The sequence below is a fragment of the Bradyrhizobium sp. OAE829 genome (assembly GCF_040546575.1).
Taxonomy (GTDB): Bacteria; Pseudomonadota; Alphaproteobacteria; order Rhizobiales; family Xanthobacteraceae; genus Bradyrhizobium.
On record NZ_JBEPOE010000001.1, the window covers coordinates 5752452 to 5774379 of the forward strand.

Sequence of the window (21928 nt, forward strand, 5' to 3'; positions counted from 1 at the left end):
CCGGCACGAGGCCGGGCATGACGAGCTACGAAGTGAAACGAAATATTAGGGTTACCCAATCGTCAACGCTTATGGTTTTTTAAGTATTTCGACCGACCTTGGTTGCCGGCTGTAGCCGGTAACAGTTTGGGTTGAGTCGATGAAGACAGTCTCAGTTGCGCTTCTTGGTCTGCTGTTGGGTTCCGGTCTCCCGGGCGCCAGTCCCGCCGGTGCGGCGGACATGCCTGATGTCATTCCGGCCTATGCCGCGGCGTGGTCCTGGACCGGGTTTTATGCCGGCGCGCATCTCGGTGCCGGCTCCGCCAATGCGCAGTTTTCCGATCCCGCAGGCCCGCCGATCTATGGCGGAGCCGTCCGAAGCCCTTCGTTCCTTGGCGGCGGGCAGGCCGGTTACAACTGGCAAATTCCAAACTCGAATTTTGTTCTCGGCATCGAGGGTGATGTCTCCGGCTTTATCGCCGATGGCAGCGCCACCTGCCTTGCATCATCAGGCTTCTTCATCTCCGCGAACTGCAGGGTTCGTCAGGGTCTGGGCGGCAGCCTGACCGGCCGCGTCGGCTGGGCCGCGGGCGCCCAGGGGCGCACGTTGCTCTATGCCAAGGGCGGCGGTGCCTGGTTGCAGGAGAAGATCGACATCACGTCCAACCCGCTGATTTTTCCCTCGACGGTCTTCGACGGCACGCGATGGGGATGGACCGCCGGTGCCGGCGTGGAACGGGCGATAACGCCCGCCTGGTCGTTCAGGCTGGAATATGACTACGCGCGTTTCGGCGCCGTCAACGTCGCCACGCCGGAAAGCTTCGTCCAGGTTCTGCCGCCGTTCAGCAACGGCTACCTTCGCACCGCGGGCGGCACGACTTCGGTCAGCCAGAACCTACAAACCGTCAAGGTGGGCCTGAACTACAAGTTCGGCGTTGACGGCGATGCGAGATTTCAGCCGACGGAATCGGAATATCGCCTGAGAGGCACCACCGATGCGGGTGTCATCCCCGCCATCGAAGTCGAAATCGGCGGGCGCACCTGGTACTCTTCCGGCCGCTTCCAGAAGGATCTCGGCGCCACCGCCAATCCGTCGCTGCAGAACGTGCTGGTCTCGCGGCTCACCTACGACACCACGGCGGCATCGGGCGAGGTGTTCGGCCGCCTCGACACCGCGCAGAACTTCTTCCTCAAGGGTTTTGTCGGCGGCGGAAAGATCCTGTCGGGCAAGATGCACGACGAGGATTGGCTGATCTTCAATGGAACGGTGCCCTATTCGAACACGCTCTCGACCGTGAGCGGCGACATCGGCTACGCCACGATCGACGTCGGCTATTCGCTGTTTCGCGGACCCAGCGCCAATATCGGCGGCTTCATCGGCTACAACTACTACCGCGAAGACAAATCGGCCTTTGGCTGCGTGCAGATCGCCAATCCCTACTCCGCCTGCGTTCCCTCTATACCGAATTCCACGCTCGCCATCACCGAAAACAACAAGTGGAATTCGCTCCGGGTCGGTGCGACCGGCGCCGTCAAGCTCATGGACGGTTTGACGCTGACCGCTGATGCCGCCTATCTGCCGTTCGTGAATTTCACCGGCGTCGACAATCACGTGCTGCGGACCGACGTGTCCAACACCGTTTCCCCGGAGGCGGGCGCCGGCCACGGCGTGCAGCTCGAGGCCATCCTGTCCTACGCGATCGGAAAATCCTTCAGCGTCGGTGCGGGCGGCCGCTACTGGGCGATGTGGGCCCCCGGCGCGTCCACCAACATCTTCGGCACCGACTGCCCCTGCCAGACGCTGCCGGTCCGCGCCGAACGCTACGGCGGATTCATCCAGGCCTCCTACAAGCTGGACGGGCTGAAGTAACAGGCGAGCTCCTTGAATCGTTGGCCGCTCGCTCCCTCCGCACCTGCACTGCAGCAAGCACGCGATGGATGTCGGGAGCATGCGGGATGCTCATGACGCCATGTTCTGGCTGAAAAGGCCTGTTCTGTCCCCTGAGCTTCCAGTAATGCAAACGTAAGGGGGCAAGTCGTCCCCCGGGAGGAAGCGATCGCGTGAGCAACTCGCCGTTCCGGCGGATGATCGGGGCCAGCACGCCGGACTTCTGGCGTTTGTGGTATGTCGGCCTGATCGTCGCCATCGTGCGCTGGCTGGAAACCGTAGCCGTCGGGATTGTCGTCTACCAGCGCACCGATTCGGCGTTTCTTGTCTCGATGATGACCATGCTCCGCGTGCTTCCGATGGGACTCTTCGGGGTGTTTCTCGGCGCGCTTGCGGAGCGCTTTGACCGCGGCCGGGTTCTTCTCATCGTCGTGCTGCTGATGATCGGCACCTCGGCAATCCTCGCAGTGCTGGACCGGACGCGGACAGCTCGAGATCTGGCATCTCGCGCTCGCCAGCTTCATCAATGGGTGCGGTTGGTGCACCGACAACCCGGTGCGCCGCGTGATGATCGGTGAAGTCGTGGGCCGCGAACGGATGGGCACCGCGATGTCGCTGGACGTCGGCGCCAGCAATGCAACCAGGATGATCGGCCCCGCCCTCGGCGGATTCCTGCTCGCCTGGACCGGCATTCAAGGCGCTTTTATCCTGAGCGTGCTGATGTATTGCACTGCGCTCTGGGCGGTTCTGACGATCCGCTCGCGCATTCCCCGCACCGCAGGCTCCGGCGCCGTGCTGGCACAGATCGCCGAGGGGCTCGCTTTGGTGCGCACCGACAAGCGGCTTATCGGCGTGCTGGTTGTGACCGTGGTCTACAATATCTTCGCCTGGCCCTTTACGAGCATGATCCCCGTCATCGGGCGCGACCGTCTGCACCTGGGACCGGAGGGCGTTGGCCTGCTGGCCAGCCTGGACGGGGTCGGCGCTTTCGTCGGCGCACTTCTGTTGGCGTTGTGGCTGACCCCGAGATGGTACGGCCGGGCCTATCTTTGTGGTGTCATCTGTTACTTGATCATGGTGGTGATGTTCGCGCTTGAGCAAAGCCCGGCGCTGGCAGGCGCGGCATTGCTGCTGACCGGGCTAGGTGGCGCCGGATTTGCGACGATGCAGGCGACGCTGGTCTATCTCGCTGCGCCGGCGGAAATGCGCTCGCGCATACTCGGCGTCCTGACCGTCTGCATCGGCACCGGTCCGATCGGCTTCGTGTGGTTGGGATGGCTCGCAGACCGCATCGGGTCCCACAACGCCACGGCGGTGACCGGCGTTCTTGGCTTGCTGGCCATGGCCGCGACCTGGCGCTGGTGGAAGGAGATTTGAAGCGGGAACCGCTTGTTGGCGTCTCCGCTCACAGAGGCCCATGCCGATCCATCTGTTGCCAAAAGAATTCCTAGCTGCTTCGCTCCTTGCTGCGACCGGATGTCAATTCACGGCGCCAGGGAGAAGAACGTGACGCACAAGGGCATGGTGGTAACTCCGCAACCCGAGGCCACAGAGGCGGGCAGGGACATCCTCGTCGCCGGCGGCAATGCGATCGATGCCGCCATCGCGGCCGCGCTGGTTCAGACGGTCGTTGACCCCATGATGTGCGGAATCGCCGGCTTCGGAAGCCTGGCCGCCTATTTCCCGTCGAAGAAGGTGCACACCTACTACGATTTCCACGCTCCTGCGCCATCAGCCGTACGACCTGACATGTGGCAGGATCTGATCGAGGGCGAAGCACGTGACGGATACGGCTTTATTCTCAAAGGGAACGTGAACGACATCGGTTATCAATCGATCTGCGTGCCTTCCTCGCTCAGGGCCTTTGCCGACGCGCACCGTGATCTCGGCAAATTGCCCTGGTCGGAGCTGTTCGGCCCGGCCATTGATTACGCCGAAAACGGCTGGAACGTTCGGCCGCATGTCTACACCTGGTGGTCGGAAGAAGGAACGATGGGGCGCGTGGGCAACGCCAGTCGAATTTCATTCGTCCCATCGGCCAAGGCGCTTTATTGCAGACCGGATGGGTCGCCGAAGCGTGTGGGAGATCGCGTCGTCAATCGGGACTATGGAAACGTGCTGCGGGTTATCGCGAAGGACGGACCCGACGCATTCTTTCGCGGCGAGATCGCCGATGCCATCGACGCGGACATGCGGGCTCACGGCGGTCTGTTGCGCCGCTCTGATCTCGAGAAGCTGCGAACCGCAAGGAACAAGCCGCTCTCCGCCACCTATCGAAACTCCCGGGTTACGACAAATCAGGCGCCGGGCGGCGGCATCATGCTGCTGGAGATGCTTCGCACGGTCGAAAATTTCGATTTGAAGTCCATAGGTCACAACAGTGTCGAATACGTCAGAGTCGTTGCCGAAGCCATGAAGGCCGCAACCCGCGACAAGGATCTCTTTATCGGCGACCCTTCCTTTGTCGACGTTCCGACCGATCGCTTGATCTCGAAGGAGCACTGCGCCGAAATCGCCGAAGGCATCAAGCGTGGCGACAAGGTCAACGTGGTCAGGCTCAATGCGGGCCTCCCGAGCAAGGATACGACGCAGGTTTCGATATGCGATGCCGAAGGCAACTGCATCTCGATGACCCATTCGCTTGGTTTGCCGTCTGGCGTGATCACCAATGGACTGGGTTTCATGTACAATGGATGCATGGGTGTGTTCGATCCGCGGCCCGGGCGCGCCGGCTCGCTGGCGCCGGGAAAGGCGAGGTTCTCTTCCATTTGCCCGTCGATCGTCTTCAGGGACGACAAGCCCGTCCTGGTGATCGGAGCACCTGGGGCGACCCAGATCGCCATGGGTGTGCTCCAGGTATCGTTGAACGTCCTCGACTTCGAAATGTCGATGCTGGAGGCGGTCTCAACGCCGCGCTTTTCGGCGACCAGCGATATCATCGATCTCTCGAACCGGATCCCGCGCTCTGCCGAGCGGGCGCTGAATGGGCTCGGATATCAGACGGTACGATCCGCACTTAGCCACACATTCGGTTGGGTACATGGTATCAAGATTTCTCCTCAGGGGATGGAAGGTGGTGCCGATCCAGCGACCGACGGGATGGCGCTTACGGCTTCCTGAACTTGAACGACCAGGCCCGTTTGATATACGGGCGATCGCTTCCATCCGTTCCCGGGTTTCAAAAGGCGTTTTCTCTCAATGGCTGATCTGCACGGCGTCTTCCCCTATCTGGTTTCACCGATTGGCCCCGAAGGCGACATCCGTACCGACGTCCTCAGCCGCCTCTGCGACGATCTCATCACATCAGGCGTGCACGGGTTGACGCCGCTCGGCTCGACCGGCGAGTTCGCCTATCTCAACCAGGCGCAGCGCACCGCCGTGGTGCAGGCCACGATCGAGGCTGCCAAGGGCCGGGTGCCCGTGATTGCCGGCGTCGCCTCGACCTCGACGGCGGACGCGGTGGCACAGGCGAAGGCGTACCAGAAGCTCGGCGCCGACGGCATCCTTGCGATCCTCGAAGCTTATTTTCCAATCTCGGATGCGCAGGTGGAATCCTATTTCCGCGCCATTGCCGACGCGGTCGAGATTCCCGTCGTGATCTACACCAACCCGCAATTCCAGCGCTCCGATCTGACGCTGGACGTGATCGAGCGGCTCGCCGCGCATCCGCGCATCGGCTACATCAAGGACGCCTCGACCAATACCGGGCGGCTGCTGTCGATCATGAACCGCTGCGGCGACAGCATCAAAGTGTTCTCGGCCTCGGCCCATATTCCGGCGGCGGTGATGCTGATCGGCGGCCTCGGCTGGATGGCGGGCCCGGCCTGCATCATCCCGCGCCAGAGCGTCGAACTCTACAATCTCTGCCACGCCAAACGCTGGGACGAGGCGCTGACGCTGCAGCGCAAGCTATGGCGCATCAACGAAGCCTTCGCCCGCTTCAACCTCGCGGCCTGCATCAAGGCCGGCCTTGAGATTCAAGGCTACGCGGTGGGGGATCCCGTTCCGCCGCAGGCCGCGCTGACGGCGGAGCAGCGCAAGGTGGTGGAAGCGGCGTTGAGGGATGTTGGGTGATGTCCCTTCCCGATCTGTCATTGCCGGGCTTGACCCGGCAATCCATCCTCTTCGTAAGATTCTTTTGAAGATTGATGGATGCCCGGATCAAGTCCGGGCATGACGGGTGTGTGCGACAAAATAACCCGACGGGCAAAATTTCGCTTCCGTCGTCGGGCAAATCATCTCTACGAGTTTGCGTTATCCCGTCCCAATCAGAGGGGCGTCGGCCGTCGTCACGACGAGGGGCGGGTTGCGATGGACGTGAAGGTTGCCTTTGACGAGAGGCGCTGGAGCGTACGGCAAAAGCGTGTGGTCCTGGCGCCCGTAACGGCGTCAAGTTGGTGGAAGCAATTCCGCTGGCGACGGGGGCAATAGAGGCCGTCTCCCCGGGGAGATCACGTCATAAGCCGTAAAGCCATTGCGCAGGGAATGTCGGATGTTCTCCGCTGCCCTGTATGCTCGTGTGCAACCTACTTAGCACAATCGCACACGAGACCGCGGGTGCAGCGCGCATCCGGCATTCCCTGCGCCCTCTGAATGAGAGGGCAAGGAAGTCAACAGCAAAACTCGGGCGCAATGCGTCGCGAGATCGCGGCCACATATTCAGTGTCATCGCCCGGCTTGACCGGGCGACCCAGTATTCCAGAGGCGCTGATGATAGAGCCGAGAAGCCGCGGCGTACTGGGTCCCCCGCTTTCGCGGAGGACGACACCATTTGTGGAGCCGCGCCGAAACGATGGCCCACGAATGCCTATTTCTCAGGCGCTTCCATAGGGTTGGCTCACCCCCCATCTATCCGCTAGAACCCATCCAACTTTACCAAGAAGCTCGAAGGACCAACTGATGAACATTCTTCCCGGCAATATGCGTTTTGGTGCGGGCCAGCCGGTCAAGCGTTTGGAAGACCAGAGACTGCTCACCGGGAAGGGGCAGTTCATCGACGACAGGCCGGAGGAGGGCGCGCTGTGGCTGCATGTGCTGCGCTCGCCGCATGCCCACGCCAAAATCGTCGCGATCGATACCAGGGCTGCGGCGGAGCTGCCGGGCGTGGAAGCGATCTATACCGGCGCCGACCTGGTCAGGGACGATATCGGCACCATCCCGACGCTGGCGATCTTCAAGCGGCCGGACGGCTCGCCGATGACGGTGCCGCCGCGGCGGCTGCTCGCGCATGAGATCGTGCGCTTTGCCGGCGAGCCGGTCGCAGCCGTGGTCGCGACCTCCCGCGTGCTGGCGCAGAACGCGGCCGAAGCGATCGCGGTCGATTACGAGGTGCTGCCGTCGGTGGTCGATCCCGTCGAGGCGGTCAAGCCGGGCGCGCCTGTGGTGTGGCCCGAGGCGCCCGACAACATCGTTGGCGCCATGAGCTATGGCGACGCCGCCAAGGTCGAAGCGGCCTTCGCCAGCGCCGCGCATACCGTCTCGCTCGATCTGGTCAGCCAGCGCCTCATTCCATCGGCGATGGAGCCGCGCTCGACCATTGCCGAAATCGAGAAGAAGTCCGGCCGGCTGATCCTGCACGTCCAATCGCAGACCCCGGGCTCGACCCGCGACCTGCTCGCCGAATCGATTCTGAAGCGGCCGAAGGAAAGCGTCCGCGTGCTGGTCGGCGATATCGGCGGCGGCTTTGGGCAGAAGACCAGCCTTTATCCGGAAGATGGCGTGGTGGCCTATGCCGCCACAAAGCTCGGCAAGAAAATCCGCTGGCGCGGTGACCGCACCGATGAATTCGTCGGCGGCACCCATGGCCGCGATCTGACATCGACCGGCGAGTTCGCGCTCGACGCCAAGGGCCGCGTGCTGGCCTATCGCGTGCGCTCGATCGGCGGCACCGGCGCGTATAGCAGCGGCGCGGGCAACATCATCCCGCTGGTGCTTGGGCCGTTCGTGCAGACCGGCGTCTATGATCTGCCGCTGGTGCATTTCGAAGTCAAATCCGTGATGACCAACACCGCGCCGGTCGGCGCCTATCGCGGCGCGGGCCGGCCGGAAGCCGTGTTCATCGTCGAGCGGCTGATGGACGCCGCCGCGCGCCAGATTGGCATGGACCCGCGCGCCATCCGCAAGGTCAACTACATCAAGCCCGCGCAATTGCCCTACACCAACGCCGCCGGCCAGGTGTACGATTCGGGCGCGTTCGCGCACATGATGCAGCGCGCCTCCGACCTCGCCGATTGGGACGGCTTCAACGCGCGCAAGAAGGCCGCGAAGAAGAAGGGCCTGCTCTACGGCCGCGGCCTCACCAGCTACATCGAATGGACCGGCGGGCGCGCGCACACCGAAAAGGTCTCGCTGCACGCGACGGCCGAGGGCCGCATCATCCTGCACTCCGGCACCATGGCAATGGGGCAGGGGCTGCAGACCACCTACACCCAGATGGTGTCGGATACGCTCGGCATTGCCATGGACAAGATCGACGTCGTGCAGGGCGACACCGATCTCGCCACCGGCTTCGGCTCCGTCGGTTCGCGCTCGCTGTTCGTCGGCGGCACGGCGGTAGCGGTTTCCACCAACGACATGATCAACAAGGCGCGCGAGAAGGCATCGAATGTTCTGGAGACTTCGGTCGAGGACATCGAGTATCAGGGCGGCTTTCTCACCGTGGTCGGCACCGACAGGCGCATCAGCCTGTTCGAGATAGCAAAGAAAGAAGACGGCGCGCGGCTCAGCGTCGACAGCGAGGGTGAAGTCGATGGCCCGAGCTGGCCGAACGGCACGCACATCTGCGAGGTCGAGATCGATCCGGAAACCGGCGTCAGCAAAGTGGTGCGCTACACCACGGTCGACGACGTCGGCATCGCCGTCAATCCGATGCTGGTGACCGGCCAGGTGCATGGCGGCGTCGCGCAGGGCATCGGGCAGGCGCTGTATGAAGGCGTGTCCTACAGCGAGGAAGGCCAGCTCTTGACCGCGAGCTATCAGGATTACTGCGTACCGCGCGCCGACGACATTCCGCCGATCGAAGTGACGCTGGATGATTCCGCGCCGTGCCGCACCAATCCGCTCGGCGCCAAAGGCTGCGGCGAATCCGGCGCCATCGGCGGCCCGCCCTGCATCACCAACGGCGTGATGGATGCGCTCAGCGAACTCGGCATCAAGCAGCTCAACACCCCGCTGACGCCGGCCAAGGTCTGGCAGGCGATCAGGGATGCGAGGGCGGGGTAGTTCGTCATTCCCCGATGCGCAATTGCGCATCTGAGGGCGCGCGTAGCGCGAGCCCGGAATCCATCGAGCCGCATGCTCCGTCGTGAAATGGATTCCGGGCTCAGCCCTGCGGGCTGCCTCGGAATGACCGAGAGAATCTCAGAGCCCCAACACCATCTTCGCGATAATGTCGCGCTGGATCTCCGATGAGCCGCCGAAGATCGTGTAGGCCCGGCTGTTGAGATATTCCGGCACCACCGGCAGCATCTCCTCGGGAATTCCCGGCGCCTCGTTGAGCTTGTAGAACGGCCGCATCGGCTCGACATAGAGCCCGTCATGGCCGATCACATCGACACCGAGGCGCGTGACGGCCTGGCGGATCTCGCTGTTGCGCAACTTCAGCAGCGACGACACCGCGCCGGGATTCTGCCCGGTCTGCAGCGCTGACAGCACCCGCAGCTCGGTCATCTCGAGCGTGTCGATATCGACCTCGATCTCCGACATCCGCATCGAAATATCGGGATCGTCGATGGCGCGGCCGGTGGCGTCGGATTCGGCGAGGTCGGATACCGTCTTCAGCGCCTCGCGCAACTTGGCCGACGCAATGCCGGAGCCGCGTTCGAACTCGAGCAGGTATTTTCCGTAGGTCCAGCCCTTGCCTTCCTCGCCGACCCGGTTGGCGACGGGCACGCGGACGTCGTCGAAGAACACCTGGTTGACTTCGTGGTCGCCGCCGATCGTGAGGATCGGCCGTGTCGTGATACCCGGGCTCTTCATGTCGATCAGGATGAAGGAGATGCCGTCCTGCTGCCGCTCGGTCTCGTTGGTGCGCACCAACGCGAACATGCGGTTGGCGTGGTGGGCGTGCGTGGTCCAGATCTTGGTGCCGTTGATGATGTAATCGTCGCCGTCGCGCACCGCGCGCGTTTTCAGCGAGGCGAGGTCGGAGCCGGAGCCCGGCTCGGAATAGCCCTGGCACCAGTAATCCTCGCCGGAGCGGATTCGCGGCAAATAAAAATTCTGCTGCTCCGGCGATCCGAACCCGATGATGACAGGGCCGACCATCTTGACGCCCATCACGTTGACATTCGGCGCCCCGGCGCGGGCGCATTCGGCCTCAAAAATCCAGCGCTGCGCCGGCGTCCAGTCCGGCCCGCCGTGCTCGACCGGCCATCCCGGCGCGCCCCAGCCCTTGGCGTGCAGCGCCTTTTGCCAGGCGATGCCGATATCCGGATCGGAAAACACCGATGGGGTCAGCGACTGCGCGTGCTTCATTTCCGCCGGCAGATTCTGCGCGATGAAGTCGCGGACTTCCCGTTCGAAGGCGCGCTCCTCGGCGCTGAAGGTGAGATCCATGGTGCGCTCCCGCTAGGCTTGAATGGGCTTCTAAGTGTGGAGGGTCCTGCCGCCGAGGGCGGCGTGGCGGCGATAATGATGGGCGCTGCCGCCGAACAACGTGTCGAAGGCCAGCAGCCGCTTGAAGTAGGAACCGATGTCGAGCTCTTCGGTGACGCCCATCGCGCCATGCAGCTGCACGGATTGTTCGGCGACGAAGCGCGCGCATTTGCCGATCTTGGCTTTGGCGCCCGAGGCGGCGCGCCCGCGCGCGACCGGTTCGGCATCGACCATCAGCGCGGCGCGCAGCGCCATCGAGCGGGCCTCGTCGCAGTTCATCGCCATGTCGGCGAGCCGATGGCGGATCACCTGATTGGCGGACAGCGGCCGGCCGAACTGTTTTCGGATTTTGGCGTATTCGAGGGTCTGATCCAGCAGCGTTTGCATGATGCCGACGGCTTCCGCGCCGAGTGCGGCCATTGCGCGGTCGACCACGGCCTCGATAACAGGCAGCGCATCGCTGCCGTCGCCGAGCACGGCGTCGGCGCCCACGTGGACGCCGCGAAGTTCGAGGTTGCATGCGCGGCCGCCGCCGAGTCGCGGGAAATCGCGCTTGGTGAGACCAGCCGCCTCCGCCGGCACCAGGAACAGGCCGAGCTCTCCCACCCCATTGTCGTCGGCGACCTGCGCCGAAACAATAATCTGCCCGGCGGCATTACCGTCGAGCACCGCGGTCTTCCGGCCATCGATGCGCCAGCCGTTGGGCGTCTTCCAGGCCGTCGTCGAGACTTCGGCAAGGTTAAACCGCGCCGCGCGCTCCGAATGTGCGAACGCCAGATACAGCGAACCGTCGGCGACCTTGGGCAGCAGCGTCTGCTTCTGCGCCTCGCTGCCGCATGCACCGATCAGCCCTGCGCCAATCACCACCGTCGAGAGATAGGGTTCAGACACCAGTCCGCGCCCGAAGGCTTCCATCAGGATGCCGATCTCGACCGCGCCACCGCCGAGCCCGCCGTGGTCCTCGGCGATCGGCAGTGCCAGCCAGCCGAGTTCGGCGAACTGTTTCCAGATTTCGGCGCTGAAGCCGAGCGGATCGTTCGCCACGCGGCGGCGATGGTCGGCGTTGTAGGTCTCCACTACAAAGCGTTCGGCACTCTCACGCAGCATTCGCTGCTCGTCGCTCAAGGTCAGGTCCATGTGATCTACTTCGTTACCGCTGATTTCCTGACGGAAGGATGCAGGCCCGCGGGGTCCACCACCATTCCGAATTCCTGAAGATTATGCGCATGGCAGAGCTGATGCAGCGCGAACGCCTGTTCGATCGCCGCAGGTTGTCCCATCACGTCCACCGAGCGGTTGACGGCCTCCTTGGTCAGCTTCAGCGCGAACGATGGCTTCGCCGCGATCCTCTGCGCCAGCGCCATCACGAACGAGGAAAGCTCCGCGCGCGGCACGACGTGGTTGACCATGCCGAGCCGGTGCGCTTCGTCCGCGCTCCAGGTGTCCGCCGTGAACAGCAATTCCTTGGCCTTGCGCGGGCCTAGTTCCCAGGGATGCACGAACCATTCGACGCCGCACACGCCCATGGTGACCACGGGATCGCAGAACTCGGCATCGGCGCCGGCGACGATCATGTCGCAGGCCCAGGCCAGCATCAGCCCGCCGGCAATGCATTTGCCGTGCACTTCCGCAATGGTCGGCTTCGCCAGGTTGCGCCAGCGCCGCGTGATCTGCAGATAGATCTCCTGCTCGCGGGCGAAACGGCCATGCGCGTTGGGTTCGGCAAAGCCGCCCCAATTTCCGACCGGCGGAAAATCGACCCCGGCTTCGTTTTTGCTGCCCGGGCGCAGATCGTGCCCGGCGGAAAAATGTGGGCCGCTTCCTGCGAGGATGATGACCTTGACCGCGTCATCCTGCACGGCCGCATCGAAGGCGGCGTTGAGGTCGTAGGTCATTTGCAGGTTCTGCGCGTTGCGCGCCTCGGGCCGGTTCATCACGATCCGCGCGATGCGCGGCTCCGGCCGCTCCACGACGATGGTTTCGAATGCGGTCATGGGCCCTCCCGTTATTATTATGCGGCCATGTGACTATTTCAGCTGACGATAGGCAAGAGCCATCGGAACGAAAGCGGCCCGAAGTTCATTCAATCACCGCCGCCGTTCCGGGATGGGCCATTAGGCCCAGCCTCGGAATAATTGTGTGAAAGCACGACATTCTGATACCGTGACACGAAATAATACCGGGAGTGTTTTATGCGCAGATTATGGACCGTGCTGGCGGCGCTGGCGACGCTTAGCCTGACCAATTGCGGCTACAACGCCATCCAGACCACCGACGAGCAGGTCAAGGCGGGTTGGTCGGAAGTGGTGAACCAGTACCAACGGCGCGCTGATCTCGTGCCCAACCTCGTCAATTCGGTGAAGGGTTTTGCGCAGCAGGAAAAGGACGTGCTGCTCGGGGTCACCAACGCCCGCGCCAAGGTCGGCAGCATCCAGGCCACGCCCGAGGTGCTGAACGATCCCGCCGCGTTCCAGAAATTCACGGCCGCCCAGGGTGAACTCTCCAGCGCGTTGTCCCGACTACTGGTCGTGACCGAAAACTATCCGCAGCTGAAATCCGACGCACTGTTCAAGGATTTGATGGCGCAGCTCGAAGGCACCGAGAACCGTATTACCGTGGCGCGCAACCGCTACATCAAGGCGGTGCAGGACTACAATGTCGGTATCCGCACCTTCCCGAACAACATGACGGCGATGATGTTCGGCTACAAGGAAAAGCCGAACTTCGCAGTCGAGAACGAGCGGGAAATCTCCAAGGCGCCGAAGGTGGATTTCAATCCGACACCGGCCGCGCCCGCAAAGTAGCGGATCAAGATCAATCGCAATGAACGCTGCAAGGGCCTCCCTGCTTGCGCTGCTGCTGTGTTGGGCTTCGGTAGCCCTCGCGCTGGTTGCGGTGCCGCCGCTCGTCGGGCGCGTGGTCGATCAGACCGGGACGCTCACTAGCGGCGATATCGCTTCGCTGAACCAGACCATCCGAAGTTTCGAGGCGCGAAAGGGCAGCCAGATCGCAGTGCTGGTTGTGCCGACGACGGATGGCGAGGCGATCGAGCAGTTCTCGCTTCGGGTGGCGGAAGCCTGGAAGATCGGCCGCAAGAAGATCGACGACGGTGCCGTGCTTGTCATCGCCAAGAACGATCGTCATCTTCGCATCGAGGTCGGCTATGGCCTCGAAGGCGCGCTGACCGACGTCACCACCAAGCGCATCATCGATGAGGAGATCACGCCGAAATTCAAGTCCGGTGATTTCGCCGGCGGCGTCTCGGCCGGCCTCAACAAGATGATTCGGATCATCGATGGCGAGAAACTGCCGGAGCCGGAGCCGCCGCATTGGCAACATCAGACAGGGTTGTTCGACGTCGATGCGATGTTCAATCCGTTTCTCCTGATTCCGGTGTTCCTGTTCGGCGGGTTGATGCGGACCATGCTCGGGCGGCTGGTCGGCGCGGGCGTTGGCGGCGGTGTGGTGATGCTGATCGCCTGGTTCCTGTTCGGCTCGCTGGCCGCGGCGATATTCGCGGGGCTGATCGCAGTGTTTTTCGTGCTGTTCAGCGACTCCATTGTGTCGTCGTCGCCGGGGAGCAGTGGAAGCGGCGGTTGGTCCGGCGGCAGCAGCGGCGGCTCATGGTCCGGAGGCAGTTCGAGCAGCAGCAGCTCCAGTGATAGCGGCGGCGGGGGCGGCAGTTTCGGCGGCGGCGGCGCGTCGGGGAGCTGGTAGATGGCAGATATCAAACGCATTGGCAGGCATCTGATCCAGCACCGCTGGCGGGAGCGGCGCGACTTTCCGCCAAAAGTGCTGGCCGCGATCGAGGCAGCGATCAGGGCGGGCGAGGCCACGCATTCCGGCCAGGTCCGCTTCGTCGTCGAAGGCGCGCTCGATGGCGCGCCGCTGTTCCGGAACCAGCCGGCGCGGGAACGCGCGCTGGATGTTTTCTCGCAACTGCGGATCTGGGACACCGCGCACAACAATGGCGTGCTGATCTATCTCCTGCTCGCCGACCGCGATGTCGAAATCGTTGCCGACCGCGGCATCCACGCACACGTCGGCACCGCCGGCTGGGAGAAAATATGTGTCGAGATGGAAACGGAGTTCCGGGCAGGAAATTTCGAACGCGGCGTGATCAAGGGGATCGAGGCCGTGTCGAGGCAAATGGCAGCGCATTTCCCGCCGCAGGGCGGCGGGATGAATGAGCTGCCGGACAAGCCGGTCGTGATTTGAATCGTCATTCCGGGGCGATGCGAAGCATCGAACCCGGAATCTCGAGATTCCGGGTTCGCGCTAACGCGCCCCGGAATGACGGCGAGCCTCTACGCCTTCACCGACGGCCGCTCCGCGACCCGCGCCATCCATGCCACGACATTGCCGTTGCTTTGATCCAGCGGCTGGCCGACCGTGCCGCCGAAATCGATCCAGCAATAGAGCAGGATGTCGGCCATCGTAAAGCGCTTGCCGCAGAGATAGTCCTTGCCCGCCATCTGTCCGTCGAGCCATTGCAGGCGGTTGGCCGCGATCATCTTCAGGCCGGGCGAGGCTTCGGGCGCGCAGAGGATGCGCTTTTCGAAGAACTTCAGACCCTCGCCGAAGCGAAAGCCGTTGGCGAGATGCTCGCAGATGTTGAGATCGACGCGGCGTGCCCACATCCGGCATTCGGCGCGCTCTTCCGGCGTGGTCCCGATCATCGCAGGCGCTGGATTCTTCTCCTCGAGGTATTCGCAGATCGGGAGAACTTCCGAGAGATAGCTGCCATTGTCGAGTTCAAGCGCCGGCATCTGGCCGTGCGGATTGCGCTTCAGGTGCTCGGCCTCGCGGTTCTCGCCCTTGCGCAGGTCGACCGTCTGCTTCGGCATCTCGATGCCCTTTTCCGCCATGAACATGCGGACAATGCGCGGGTTCGGTCCGACCGAGTCGTAAAATTTCATGGTGCTCTCTCCCCATGCCTCTTGGAGGCGTCATTGTTGCCGTTGTTGAACATGCCGCTACGGATTTTGTCAAATGGCTGGATCACACCCGCACGTCGCTGATCCGTGCGTGCAGATCAGTTCCGGCTGCCGAAGTTATTCCAGTTCGGTGGCTTCATCCTTCGAGACGCGGCTTTTACGCCGCTCCTCCAGCGATGAGCTTACGCTCACGCGGGGATGAGGTCTGAGACCCTCATGGTGAGGAGCGCGTCTTCGCGCGTCTCGAACCATGAGGCCAGCAGTTTCTCTAGCCGTCCAGCTTGTTGAGGTCGCGCACCGACTGCATGATCGGTTCGAAATTCGAGCGCGCATCCAGCGCATCGAACAATTGCGCGGTGTCGGACAGCAAATTGTGCGAACGTTGAATGGCGACCCGTACATCGTCCTGCGGCGTGTCGGACAGGCGGCCGTGGCCGGACAGCAGGATCTTCGAGTTCAACCCCTTCAGCCGCTCCAGCGACTGGATATAGTCGGCGATGCTCCCGGAACCGAATACGCCACCCATCACGCCGCCCGGCATCAGCGTGTCGGAGGCGAACAGCAGGCCCTTGTCCTGGTCGAACAGTGTGATGCAGGCCGAGGTATGGCCGGGCGTGTACATCACGTTCAGGCGAAAATTGCCAAGGTCGAGCAAATTGCCTTCCTCGAGCCAGATGTCGACATTGATCGGGATATTCGGTTCGTTGAACATCTTGCGCAGCATCGAGAAATCGTCGCGCAGCATGATCTTGTTGGCGGCCAGCCGATGCGCGGCGATGAAGGCGCGGCCATTGAAATGATAGGCCGCGCCGATATGGTCGAGGTGCTCGTGGCTCAGCACCACCATGTCGATTTTCTCGGGCGGACAATCGACGTGTTGCAGGCATTTCAGCAGATGCGGATAGTTCGATGACAGGCCGACATCGATCATGATGGTCCGCGAGCTGCCGCGTACCAGATAGGCGTTGGCCGCGCGGTTCTTGAAGCGGATCTGGTAAACATCCTCGGCCGCCTCGATCAGCGTGCAGACGTCGCTTTCGAGCAGGGTCTTGAATGGGCTCGGCCTGCGCTCGCTCATGGATTGGCCGCGGCTTTGAACGTGATCGCGTTCGAGGCACGCAGCCGCTTGCTGAGCGCATCCATGATCATCAGGGCAAAGGCCGGCTGCTGGCTGACGAGGTAGACGAAGCGGGCGTGGTTGATCCGCATCACGCGGGTGTGCACCTCTGCGGCAATCGCGGTCGCTGAGCGGGACGAGCCGTCGATCACGGCCATCTCGCCGAAGAACTCGCCCTTGCCGAGCGTAACGATGATGGTCTTGCTGGCGCCGTTAACCTTGGCGATCTCGACCTTGCCGTCGAGCACGACGAACAGCTCGCGTCCGGTCGAGCCTTCCTCAAAAATGACGTCATCTACATCAAACTCGTTGATGCATTTTTCGATGGTCATGGCGGCCTCCTGCCTTCTGGCTGGATGGTCGGGCCATGTTAGTCGGTAAATGAACGGGCGCAAACGGAGCTGTCGGAATTGCCGCAGGGCAACATGGGCGAGAGGCGGAAGCGCCAGCCGCGCCGCCGTCAACTTGCGGCCGCAAACCGGCCCGGATGACCCTCTTAAATTTCGGTAAGGCGGAACCCAGTAACGATTTCGCAAGCAATAAAAGTTACCAAAAGGTCAACCCATTCTGGAGAATTGAACGTGAGCGAACAGCAGTCCGAGGCCACCAGCGGTGAAACCGGTTCCGTCGGCGCCGGGCCGGCCGCTCCCGATATGTCCGCGTCAAAGGAGCCGGTGACGGCGGCGATCGAGTCTCCGATGCTGGCGCCCGACCAGGTAGAAACCGCTCCCAAGCCGGACGCGCCCAAGGTGGAAGCTCCCAAGGTTGAAGCGGTCAAAGCTGAAGCAGTCGAGGCTGCACCGCCGCGAATTCCCGGCAAGCTGCTGATCATGTCGCCCGGCGAGCGCGCGTGGAGCGGCGACGAAGCCGATGCGAAGCCGGAGGCCGTTGCAGCCGAAGGGGCGTCAGGCAAGCGCAGGATGTCGGCGATGGCAGCCGTGGTGGCGCTGGCGACGGTCGCCGGTGCGCTCGGTGGCTCGCTCGCAACCGCGGGCCTTGGATACGTGATGGCCGGAAATTCCGGGGTCGCGAACAACAACAGTGCGCTCGAAGCCTCGGTGGCGCGGATCGATGCCGATATCCTGGCGCTGAAGGCCAGCGTCGAGCACACCTCCAAAACCGGGGTGAGCCAGTTCAACAAGACCAGCGATCGCCTCGACAAGGTTGAGAAGGCGCAGGCCGAGCCGGCCGCCAAGCTCGCCAAGCTCAGCGAGGCCGTCGAAAAACTCCGCGCCCAAGCTGCTGCACCCGCACCCGTCGCCGCCGCAACGCCGGCCGCCGCCAGGGACGTCACGGGAACAGTGTCGCCGCCCGCAACGACCGCGGCGGTGCCGCTCCCCGCGCCGAAGCCCGAGATTGCACGGCTGCCGACCGTGGACGGCTGGGTGCTGCGTGACGCCGCCAATGGCAGCGCGCTGATCGAAGGCCGCCAGGGCATCTTTGAAGTCTACGCCGGCGACCCCGTCCCCGGTCTCGGCCGCATCGATGCCATCCGCAAGCAGGATGGCAGATGGGTGGTCGTGACCAGCAAGGGCCTGATCGTCGCCCGCTGATTACGCGAAATCTGAAACACGAAGGCGCTTCACCGGGATGTGAAGCGCCTTTTTGCTTGAATAGGCCACTTCGCGCGGTGTTAGTGAGGGCATGAGCCGTGCACTGCGATTTCTTGTCACCCTGTTCGCCCTGCTGTGCGGCGCATTGCCGGCGTCCGCCGCGACGCTGGAGCGCGGGACCGCGATAACGGATCCCCTGGCGCTGCGCGAACTCGACGGCGGCAGGTTCGGCATCGGCCGTCTGTTGTGGCCGGAGCGGTCGGCGACCATTCCGCTCACGAGCGGCCAATTATTCACCCTGCCGTCGATGGTCCCGGTCCGCCAGGCGATCGACGCCGAGTTCGACCGTTATATTGCGCGACACAAAAGGAGCCTGCCGAGCGAGGCCATCGGCGTCGGCGATGGCTTTGCCTTTCAACTGTTCGACCGCACCAAGCTTGATTCCGGCGACACCCGTTTCGCGCTGGCGGGCGTCGTCAACCGTATGGATCGCGCTTATGTCGACGAGGCCAGCTGCGGCGACATCCGGCTGATCTATCGGCTGACGCGAATGAAAACGCCGGGGACCGACGACAGGGCAATTTTGCCCCGTCTGCCGATGACGCTGAATCTCGTGCTGAAAGCCAAGGCCGGTCATGGGATCGACCGTAACGACAAACCCGTCACCTGTTCCGAAATCGCAAAGCGATGGCTCGCCGCAGGCGAATTGTCGCTGACCGGCGCGCCGCTCGCGGAAAAGCTGCTCGAAGAAAACGGTCCGCTCGATCTGCTCGGTTACGAAAACATCGATCGCATCGAAACCAACCTGCAGATCGCGCATGCGCCGAAATCGGCAGTGCGGGATTTCCGCACGGATTATCTGCTGAAGGTGTTTCGCTATGACGCCGCGGCGCGGGAATTTCGGGAAGCGCCGATGGAGAACCAGATCGACCGCGATCGCATTCTGGCTGACGACGCGCTCGGGCGCGAGTTCAAGTCATGGCTGCTCGATCCCAAACAGCTCGCCGAGTTCGATCGCGGCACGGTCCTGATCCCGGAAAAATTTCTTGCCAGCGGCGCGATCGCTGCAACGCCGGTTGGATTTGACGCGTCCGACCTGCAGCCTGAATTCGGCCTGATGCAGGGCGAGGGAGCCAAGGCGGTGTTCAGCGAAGCTGACGTCGTCACGGCGCTGAAGAAGGCCGCGGCTGGCGGCATTAAGTTGCAAAACATCCGCTCGACCGGCGGCTTCGAGCGGCGGCTGAACGATGTCACCTGTTCCGGGTGCCACCAGACGCGCGGCATCGGCGGATTTCATTTTCCCGGCGTCGACTGGATGGCGGTCAATCCTTCCAATTCAACGGTCGTTCCGGCGTCGCCGCACTTCTTCGGCGATCAGGTTCGCCGCCGTGACATCCTCACCGCAGTGCGGGATGGCAAGGCGCCGGATTATTCCCGGGGCTTTGCCAGCCGTCCGCAATTGCGCGGCAGCACGGAGTTGGTGGGGACCGAATATAGCGATGGCTGGGGCGCGCATTGCTACGCTCCCGGCAACACCGCGACCAGCAACGACGCGAGCTTCCGTGCCTGGACCTGCGCCGAGGGACTGGCCTGTCAGGTCAGCGGCAAGACCGCAGGCATGGGCATGTGTTTTGTGAAAAGCCGTTAGGCAGGTTTCGGCCCTGGCAGCGGCAAGGGCGCCGATGCACCGTCATCGTTTGATGCTATGGTGGGTGACGACCAACCGCGCGGGGACCGGCGATGAGCTCTTCCGACCAGGAGAACAGGCAGCGGAATCGAGAGATCGCGGAGAACGAAGCCAAACGCGAGGTCGTCAGCAACGTCCGCGTCAGCACCTGGGCGATCGCGGTCACGGTCATTGCCGGTGTGATCGTCTTTGGCATCGCGTGGGCCTGGTTGAATCGCTGAGCCCCTTATTTCGCGTAATGCGTCAGCCGCTTGCCGGGCAGCAAATCGTAGGCTGACTTCCAGCCGGGCAGTGCAGCCATACGGCCGAGCCAGGCGCTGATGGCCGGGTGGCTCACCGCAAAATCATATCCGGTCTCGTCGCCCGGATAATGCAGATAGGCCATCATGGAAATATCGGCGATGCTCGGCCGCGCGCCGATCGCGAACGCACTCTGTTGCAGGTGCGTTTCCAGAATCCCTAAGTAATCGTCGAGCCGTTTGCGGTAATATTTCAGTACCGCGGGATCGCCGGACGGGATGAACGTCCGCATGAACCGGTATGACGCCATGTAGCCGGTGAGCTTGTGGTTGTCCCAGAACAGCCAGCGCAAGAGCTCGAACTGTTCTTGTTCGGTCTCGCCGCCGAACTGGCCGAATTGCCGCGCCAGCTTCAGCAGGATCGGCGCGGTCTGGGTGAGGCGGACGCCGTCCTCTTCCAGCACCGGGATTTCACCCATCTCGTTGACCGTGCGGCGCCATTCCGCTGTCCGCGTGATGCCGCCGCCGAAATCCGTCCAGACCGGCTCGAAGGTCTGGCCGCACAGGGTCAGCATCAGCGCAAGCTTGTAGCTGTTTCCGGACTCTGGAAAATAATGCAGTCGGTAGGTGGGCATGCCGTTATCTTTTCCACAGGCTCACGCCACCGCGCCGGACGCACGCAGCTTCTTGATCGCGGCCTCGTCATAGCCGGCGTTGCGCAAAATCTCGTCGCTGTGCTCGCCGAGGCCGGGCGGCTTGCGCGGCTGGACCTTTTTGCTGCCGTCGACCCAGATCGGGCTGCTGATGGTCATCATGGTGTCGTTCTCGAACGGCACCAGCACTTCGTTATCGATCATCTGCTGGTCGCCCGGAATGTCGTCGAGGATGCCGACGACGCCGAACACCAGCCCGTTGCCGTCGAGGATCTTGCGCCATTCGGCGAGGTCTTTGCCGGCAAAGATTTCGTCAAAAATCTTGATCAGTTCCAGCGAGCGGGCGTGGCGCTCCTTCTTGGTTTCAAAGCGCGGGTCGGTCACCAGGTCCTCGCGCTCGAGGCAGCGCGCCAATGTCGGCCATTGCCGATCCTCGTTCAGCAGCGACAGGATCAGCCAGCGGCCGTCCTTGCACTGGTAATGGTTGGTCACCGCGTTCAGCGCGCGCTCGCGCGGGCGCCGCTCGCCGAACTTGGCGCCGACCAGTTTGGCCTGTGCCAGCACCGAGGCTGCCCAAACGCCGTTGGCCATCAGGTTCGAGCTGACATGCGAACCCTTGCCGGTCTTTTCGCGCTTGAACAGCGCAGTCACGATAGCGCCATAAAACGCCATCGCGCAGGGGTGATCGCCCATGCCGGCGATCGATCGCGCCGGCGTGGTGTGCTCGTCGGCGCGGACCAGGTCCATCAGCCCCGAGCGCGCCCAATAGGCGTTCGAGTCGAAGCCGGGCTTGTTGGCTTCCTCGCCCTTTTCGCCATAGCCGGTGAACGACGCATAGATCAGCCGGTCGTTGAGATGCGCCAGATGGTCCCAGGTGATGCCGAGCTTGGTGCGGACCTGCGGCGGCATGTTGGTGATGAAGACGTCGGCCTCGGCGACCAGTTTGTACAGCACCGCCTGCGCTTCCGGCTTGGTCAGGTCGAGCGCCAGGCTCTTCTTGTTGCGGGCTTCCAGCATCCACGCGAAATTGTGTTCGCTGTGCGGGTAGCCCGGCAAATTCGGCAAATTGCGATAGGGATCGCCGGTAACCGGCGGCTCGATCTTGATTACGTCGGCGCCGAAATCGGACAGCACGGTGGCGGCCGCGGGGGCTGCGATGAAACTCGCGCAGTCCAGAACCTTGAGGCCGTCAAAAATGCCTTTTTCCATTGTCGTGCCGCTCCCGTGACGTTTGTTGGTCTTATTCCGGTGACTGGAATTATCAATGCCGATGAACGGCC

General features: G+C 63.0%; 20 protein-coding genes. 12 read left to right on the forward strand and 8 right to left on the reverse strand.

The annotated features are described in order from the left end of the window. Nucleotides 1-139: 139 nt before the first annotated feature. The 6 genes from ABIE49_RS27560 to ABIE49_RS27585 all read left to right on the forward strand — a co-directional run bounded on the left by ABIE49_RS27560 (nucleotide 140) and on the right by ABIE49_RS27585 (nucleotide 9088). Nucleotides 140-1849, forward strand: coding sequence for an outer membrane beta-barrel protein (locus ABIE49_RS27560; RefSeq protein WP_192736627.1), 1710 nt, complete (start codon nucleotides 140-142; stop codon nucleotides 1847-1849). Nucleotides 1850-2040: 191 nt separating this feature from the next. Further along, on the forward strand, nucleotides 2041-2445 hold the full coding sequence (locus ABIE49_RS27565; RefSeq protein WP_354066995.1) for an MFS transporter: 405 nt from the start codon (nucleotides 2041-2043) through the stop codon (nucleotides 2443-2445). Continuing rightward, on the forward strand, nucleotides 2390-3244 hold the full coding sequence (locus ABIE49_RS27570) for an MFS transporter (protein WP_354067634.1): 855 nt from the start codon (nucleotides 2390-2392) through the stop codon (nucleotides 3242-3244). Before ABIE49_RS27565 ends, ABIE49_RS27570 begins: the two co-directional genes overlap by 56 nt. A 129-nt stretch (nucleotides 3245-3373) precedes the next feature. After that, entirely contained in the window at nucleotides 3374-4987 is a 1614-nt protein-coding gene (locus ABIE49_RS27575) for a gamma-glutamyltransferase family protein (RefSeq protein WP_354066997.1), read from the forward strand. Between the two features lie 78 nt (nucleotides 4988-5065). Continuing rightward, nucleotides 5066-5941 carry a dihydrodipicolinate synthase family protein gene (locus ABIE49_RS27580; RefSeq protein ID WP_192736625.1) on the forward strand — a complete coding sequence of 292 codons (876 nt, stop codon included), beginning with the start codon at nucleotides 5066-5068 and terminating at the stop codon, nucleotides 5939-5941. Nucleotides 5942-6766: 825 nt separating this feature from the next. Further along, the gene (locus ABIE49_RS27585) at nucleotides 6767-9088 is read left to right on the forward strand and encodes a xanthine dehydrogenase family protein molybdopterin-binding subunit (RefSeq protein ID WP_192736624.1); all 2322 of its coding nucleotides are present in this window, start codon (nucleotides 6767-6769) and stop codon (nucleotides 9086-9088) included. 138 nt (nucleotides 9089-9226) lie between these two features. Here ABIE49_RS27585 and ABIE49_RS27590 read toward each other — a convergent pair whose 3' ends face one another. The 3 genes from ABIE49_RS27590 to ABIE49_RS27600 are packed head-to-tail and all read right to left on the reverse strand — an operon-like array spanning nucleotide 9227 to nucleotide 12456. Further along, nucleotides 9227-10423, reverse strand: a complete 1197-nt coding sequence (locus ABIE49_RS27590) for an acyl-CoA dehydrogenase family protein (protein WP_192736623.1) — start codon at nucleotides 10421-10423, stop codon at nucleotides 9227-9229. Nucleotides 10424-10453: 30 nt separating this feature from the next. Next, the gene (locus ABIE49_RS27595; protein WP_192736622.1) at nucleotides 10454-11599 is read right to left on the reverse strand and encodes an acyl-CoA dehydrogenase family protein; all 1146 of its coding nucleotides are present in this window, start codon (nucleotides 11597-11599) and stop codon (nucleotides 10454-10456) included. A gap of 5 nt (nucleotides 11600-11604) precedes the next feature. Then, on the reverse strand, nucleotides 11605-12456 hold the full coding sequence (locus ABIE49_RS27600) for an enoyl-CoA hydratase (protein ID WP_192736621.1): 852 nt from the start codon (nucleotides 12454-12456) through the stop codon (nucleotides 11605-11607). Nucleotides 12457-12654: 198 nt separating this feature from the next. Between ABIE49_RS27600 and ABIE49_RS27605 the strand changes: the two genes are divergently transcribed. From ABIE49_RS27605 to ABIE49_RS27615, 3 genes are read left to right on the forward strand one after another with little or no spacing between them, the layout of a single operon-like run. Next, nucleotides 12655-13266, forward strand: coding sequence for a LemA family protein (locus tag ABIE49_RS27605; RefSeq protein WP_192736620.1), 612 nt, complete (start codon nucleotides 12655-12657; stop codon nucleotides 13264-13266). A gap of 19 nt (nucleotides 13267-13285) precedes the next feature. Continuing rightward, the gene (locus ABIE49_RS27610) at nucleotides 13286-14179 is read left to right on the forward strand and encodes a TPM domain-containing protein (RefSeq protein WP_192736619.1); all 894 of its coding nucleotides are present in this window, start codon (nucleotides 13286-13288) and stop codon (nucleotides 14177-14179) included. Continuing rightward, entirely contained in the window at nucleotides 14180-14680 is a 501-nt protein-coding gene (locus ABIE49_RS27615; RefSeq protein WP_192736618.1) for a TPM domain-containing protein, read from the forward strand. A gap of 89 nt (nucleotides 14681-14769) precedes the next feature. Here ABIE49_RS27615 and ABIE49_RS27620 read toward each other — a convergent pair whose 3' ends face one another. The 3 genes from ABIE49_RS27620 to ABIE49_RS27630 all read right to left on the reverse strand — a co-directional run bounded on the left by ABIE49_RS27620 (nucleotide 14770) and on the right by ABIE49_RS27630 (nucleotide 16848). Next, the gene (locus tag ABIE49_RS27620; protein ID WP_192736617.1) at nucleotides 14770-15381 is read right to left on the reverse strand and encodes a glutathione S-transferase family protein; all 612 of its coding nucleotides are present in this window, start codon (nucleotides 15379-15381) and stop codon (nucleotides 14770-14772) included. Nucleotides 15382-15667: 286 nt separating this feature from the next. After that, nucleotides 15668-16477 (reverse strand): MBL fold metallo-hydrolase, encoded by an 810-nt coding sequence (locus ABIE49_RS27625; RefSeq protein ID WP_192736616.1) that lies wholly within the window; start codon nucleotides 16475-16477, stop codon nucleotides 15668-15670. Next, nucleotides 16474-16848 (reverse strand): Crp/Fnr family transcriptional regulator, encoded by a 375-nt coding sequence (locus ABIE49_RS27630; protein WP_192736615.1) that lies wholly within the window; start codon nucleotides 16846-16848, stop codon nucleotides 16474-16476. Before ABIE49_RS27630 ends, ABIE49_RS27625 begins: the two co-directional genes overlap by 4 nt. A 249-nt stretch (nucleotides 16849-17097) precedes the next feature. Between ABIE49_RS27630 and ABIE49_RS27635 the strand changes: the two genes are divergently transcribed. The 3 genes from ABIE49_RS27635 (at nucleotide 17098) to ABIE49_RS27645 (ending at nucleotide 19977) form a co-directional block, all read left to right on the forward strand. Further along, a complete protein-coding gene (locus tag ABIE49_RS27635; RefSeq protein ID WP_502915928.1) occupies nucleotides 17098-18069 on the forward strand; it encodes a hypothetical protein in 972 nt (323 codons plus the stop codon). Nucleotides 18070-18160: 91 nt separating this feature from the next. Then, entirely contained in the window at nucleotides 18161-19717 is a 1557-nt protein-coding gene (locus ABIE49_RS27640) for a hypothetical protein (RefSeq protein ID WP_192736613.1), read from the forward strand. A gap of 92 nt (nucleotides 19718-19809) precedes the next feature. Then, the gene (locus ABIE49_RS27645; RefSeq protein WP_192736612.1) at nucleotides 19810-19977 is read left to right on the forward strand and encodes a hypothetical protein; all 168 of its coding nucleotides are present in this window, start codon (nucleotides 19810-19812) and stop codon (nucleotides 19975-19977) included. A 5-nt stretch (nucleotides 19978-19982) separates the two neighbouring features. Here the strand turns inward: ABIE49_RS27645 and ABIE49_RS27650 are convergent, their stop codons facing one another. Together ABIE49_RS27650 and ABIE49_RS27655 are read right to left on the reverse strand one after the other, a co-directional pair. Continuing rightward, the gene (locus ABIE49_RS27650; RefSeq protein ID WP_192736611.1) at nucleotides 19983-20630 is read right to left on the reverse strand and encodes a glutathione S-transferase family protein; all 648 of its coding nucleotides are present in this window, start codon (nucleotides 20628-20630) and stop codon (nucleotides 19983-19985) included. 21 nt (nucleotides 20631-20651) lie between these two features. Then, nucleotides 20652-21857 carry a CaiB/BaiF CoA transferase family protein gene (locus ABIE49_RS27655; protein ID WP_192736610.1) on the reverse strand — a complete coding sequence of 402 codons (1206 nt, stop codon included), beginning with the start codon at nucleotides 21855-21857 and terminating at the stop codon, nucleotides 20652-20654. Nucleotides 21858-21928: the final 71 nt, after the last annotated feature.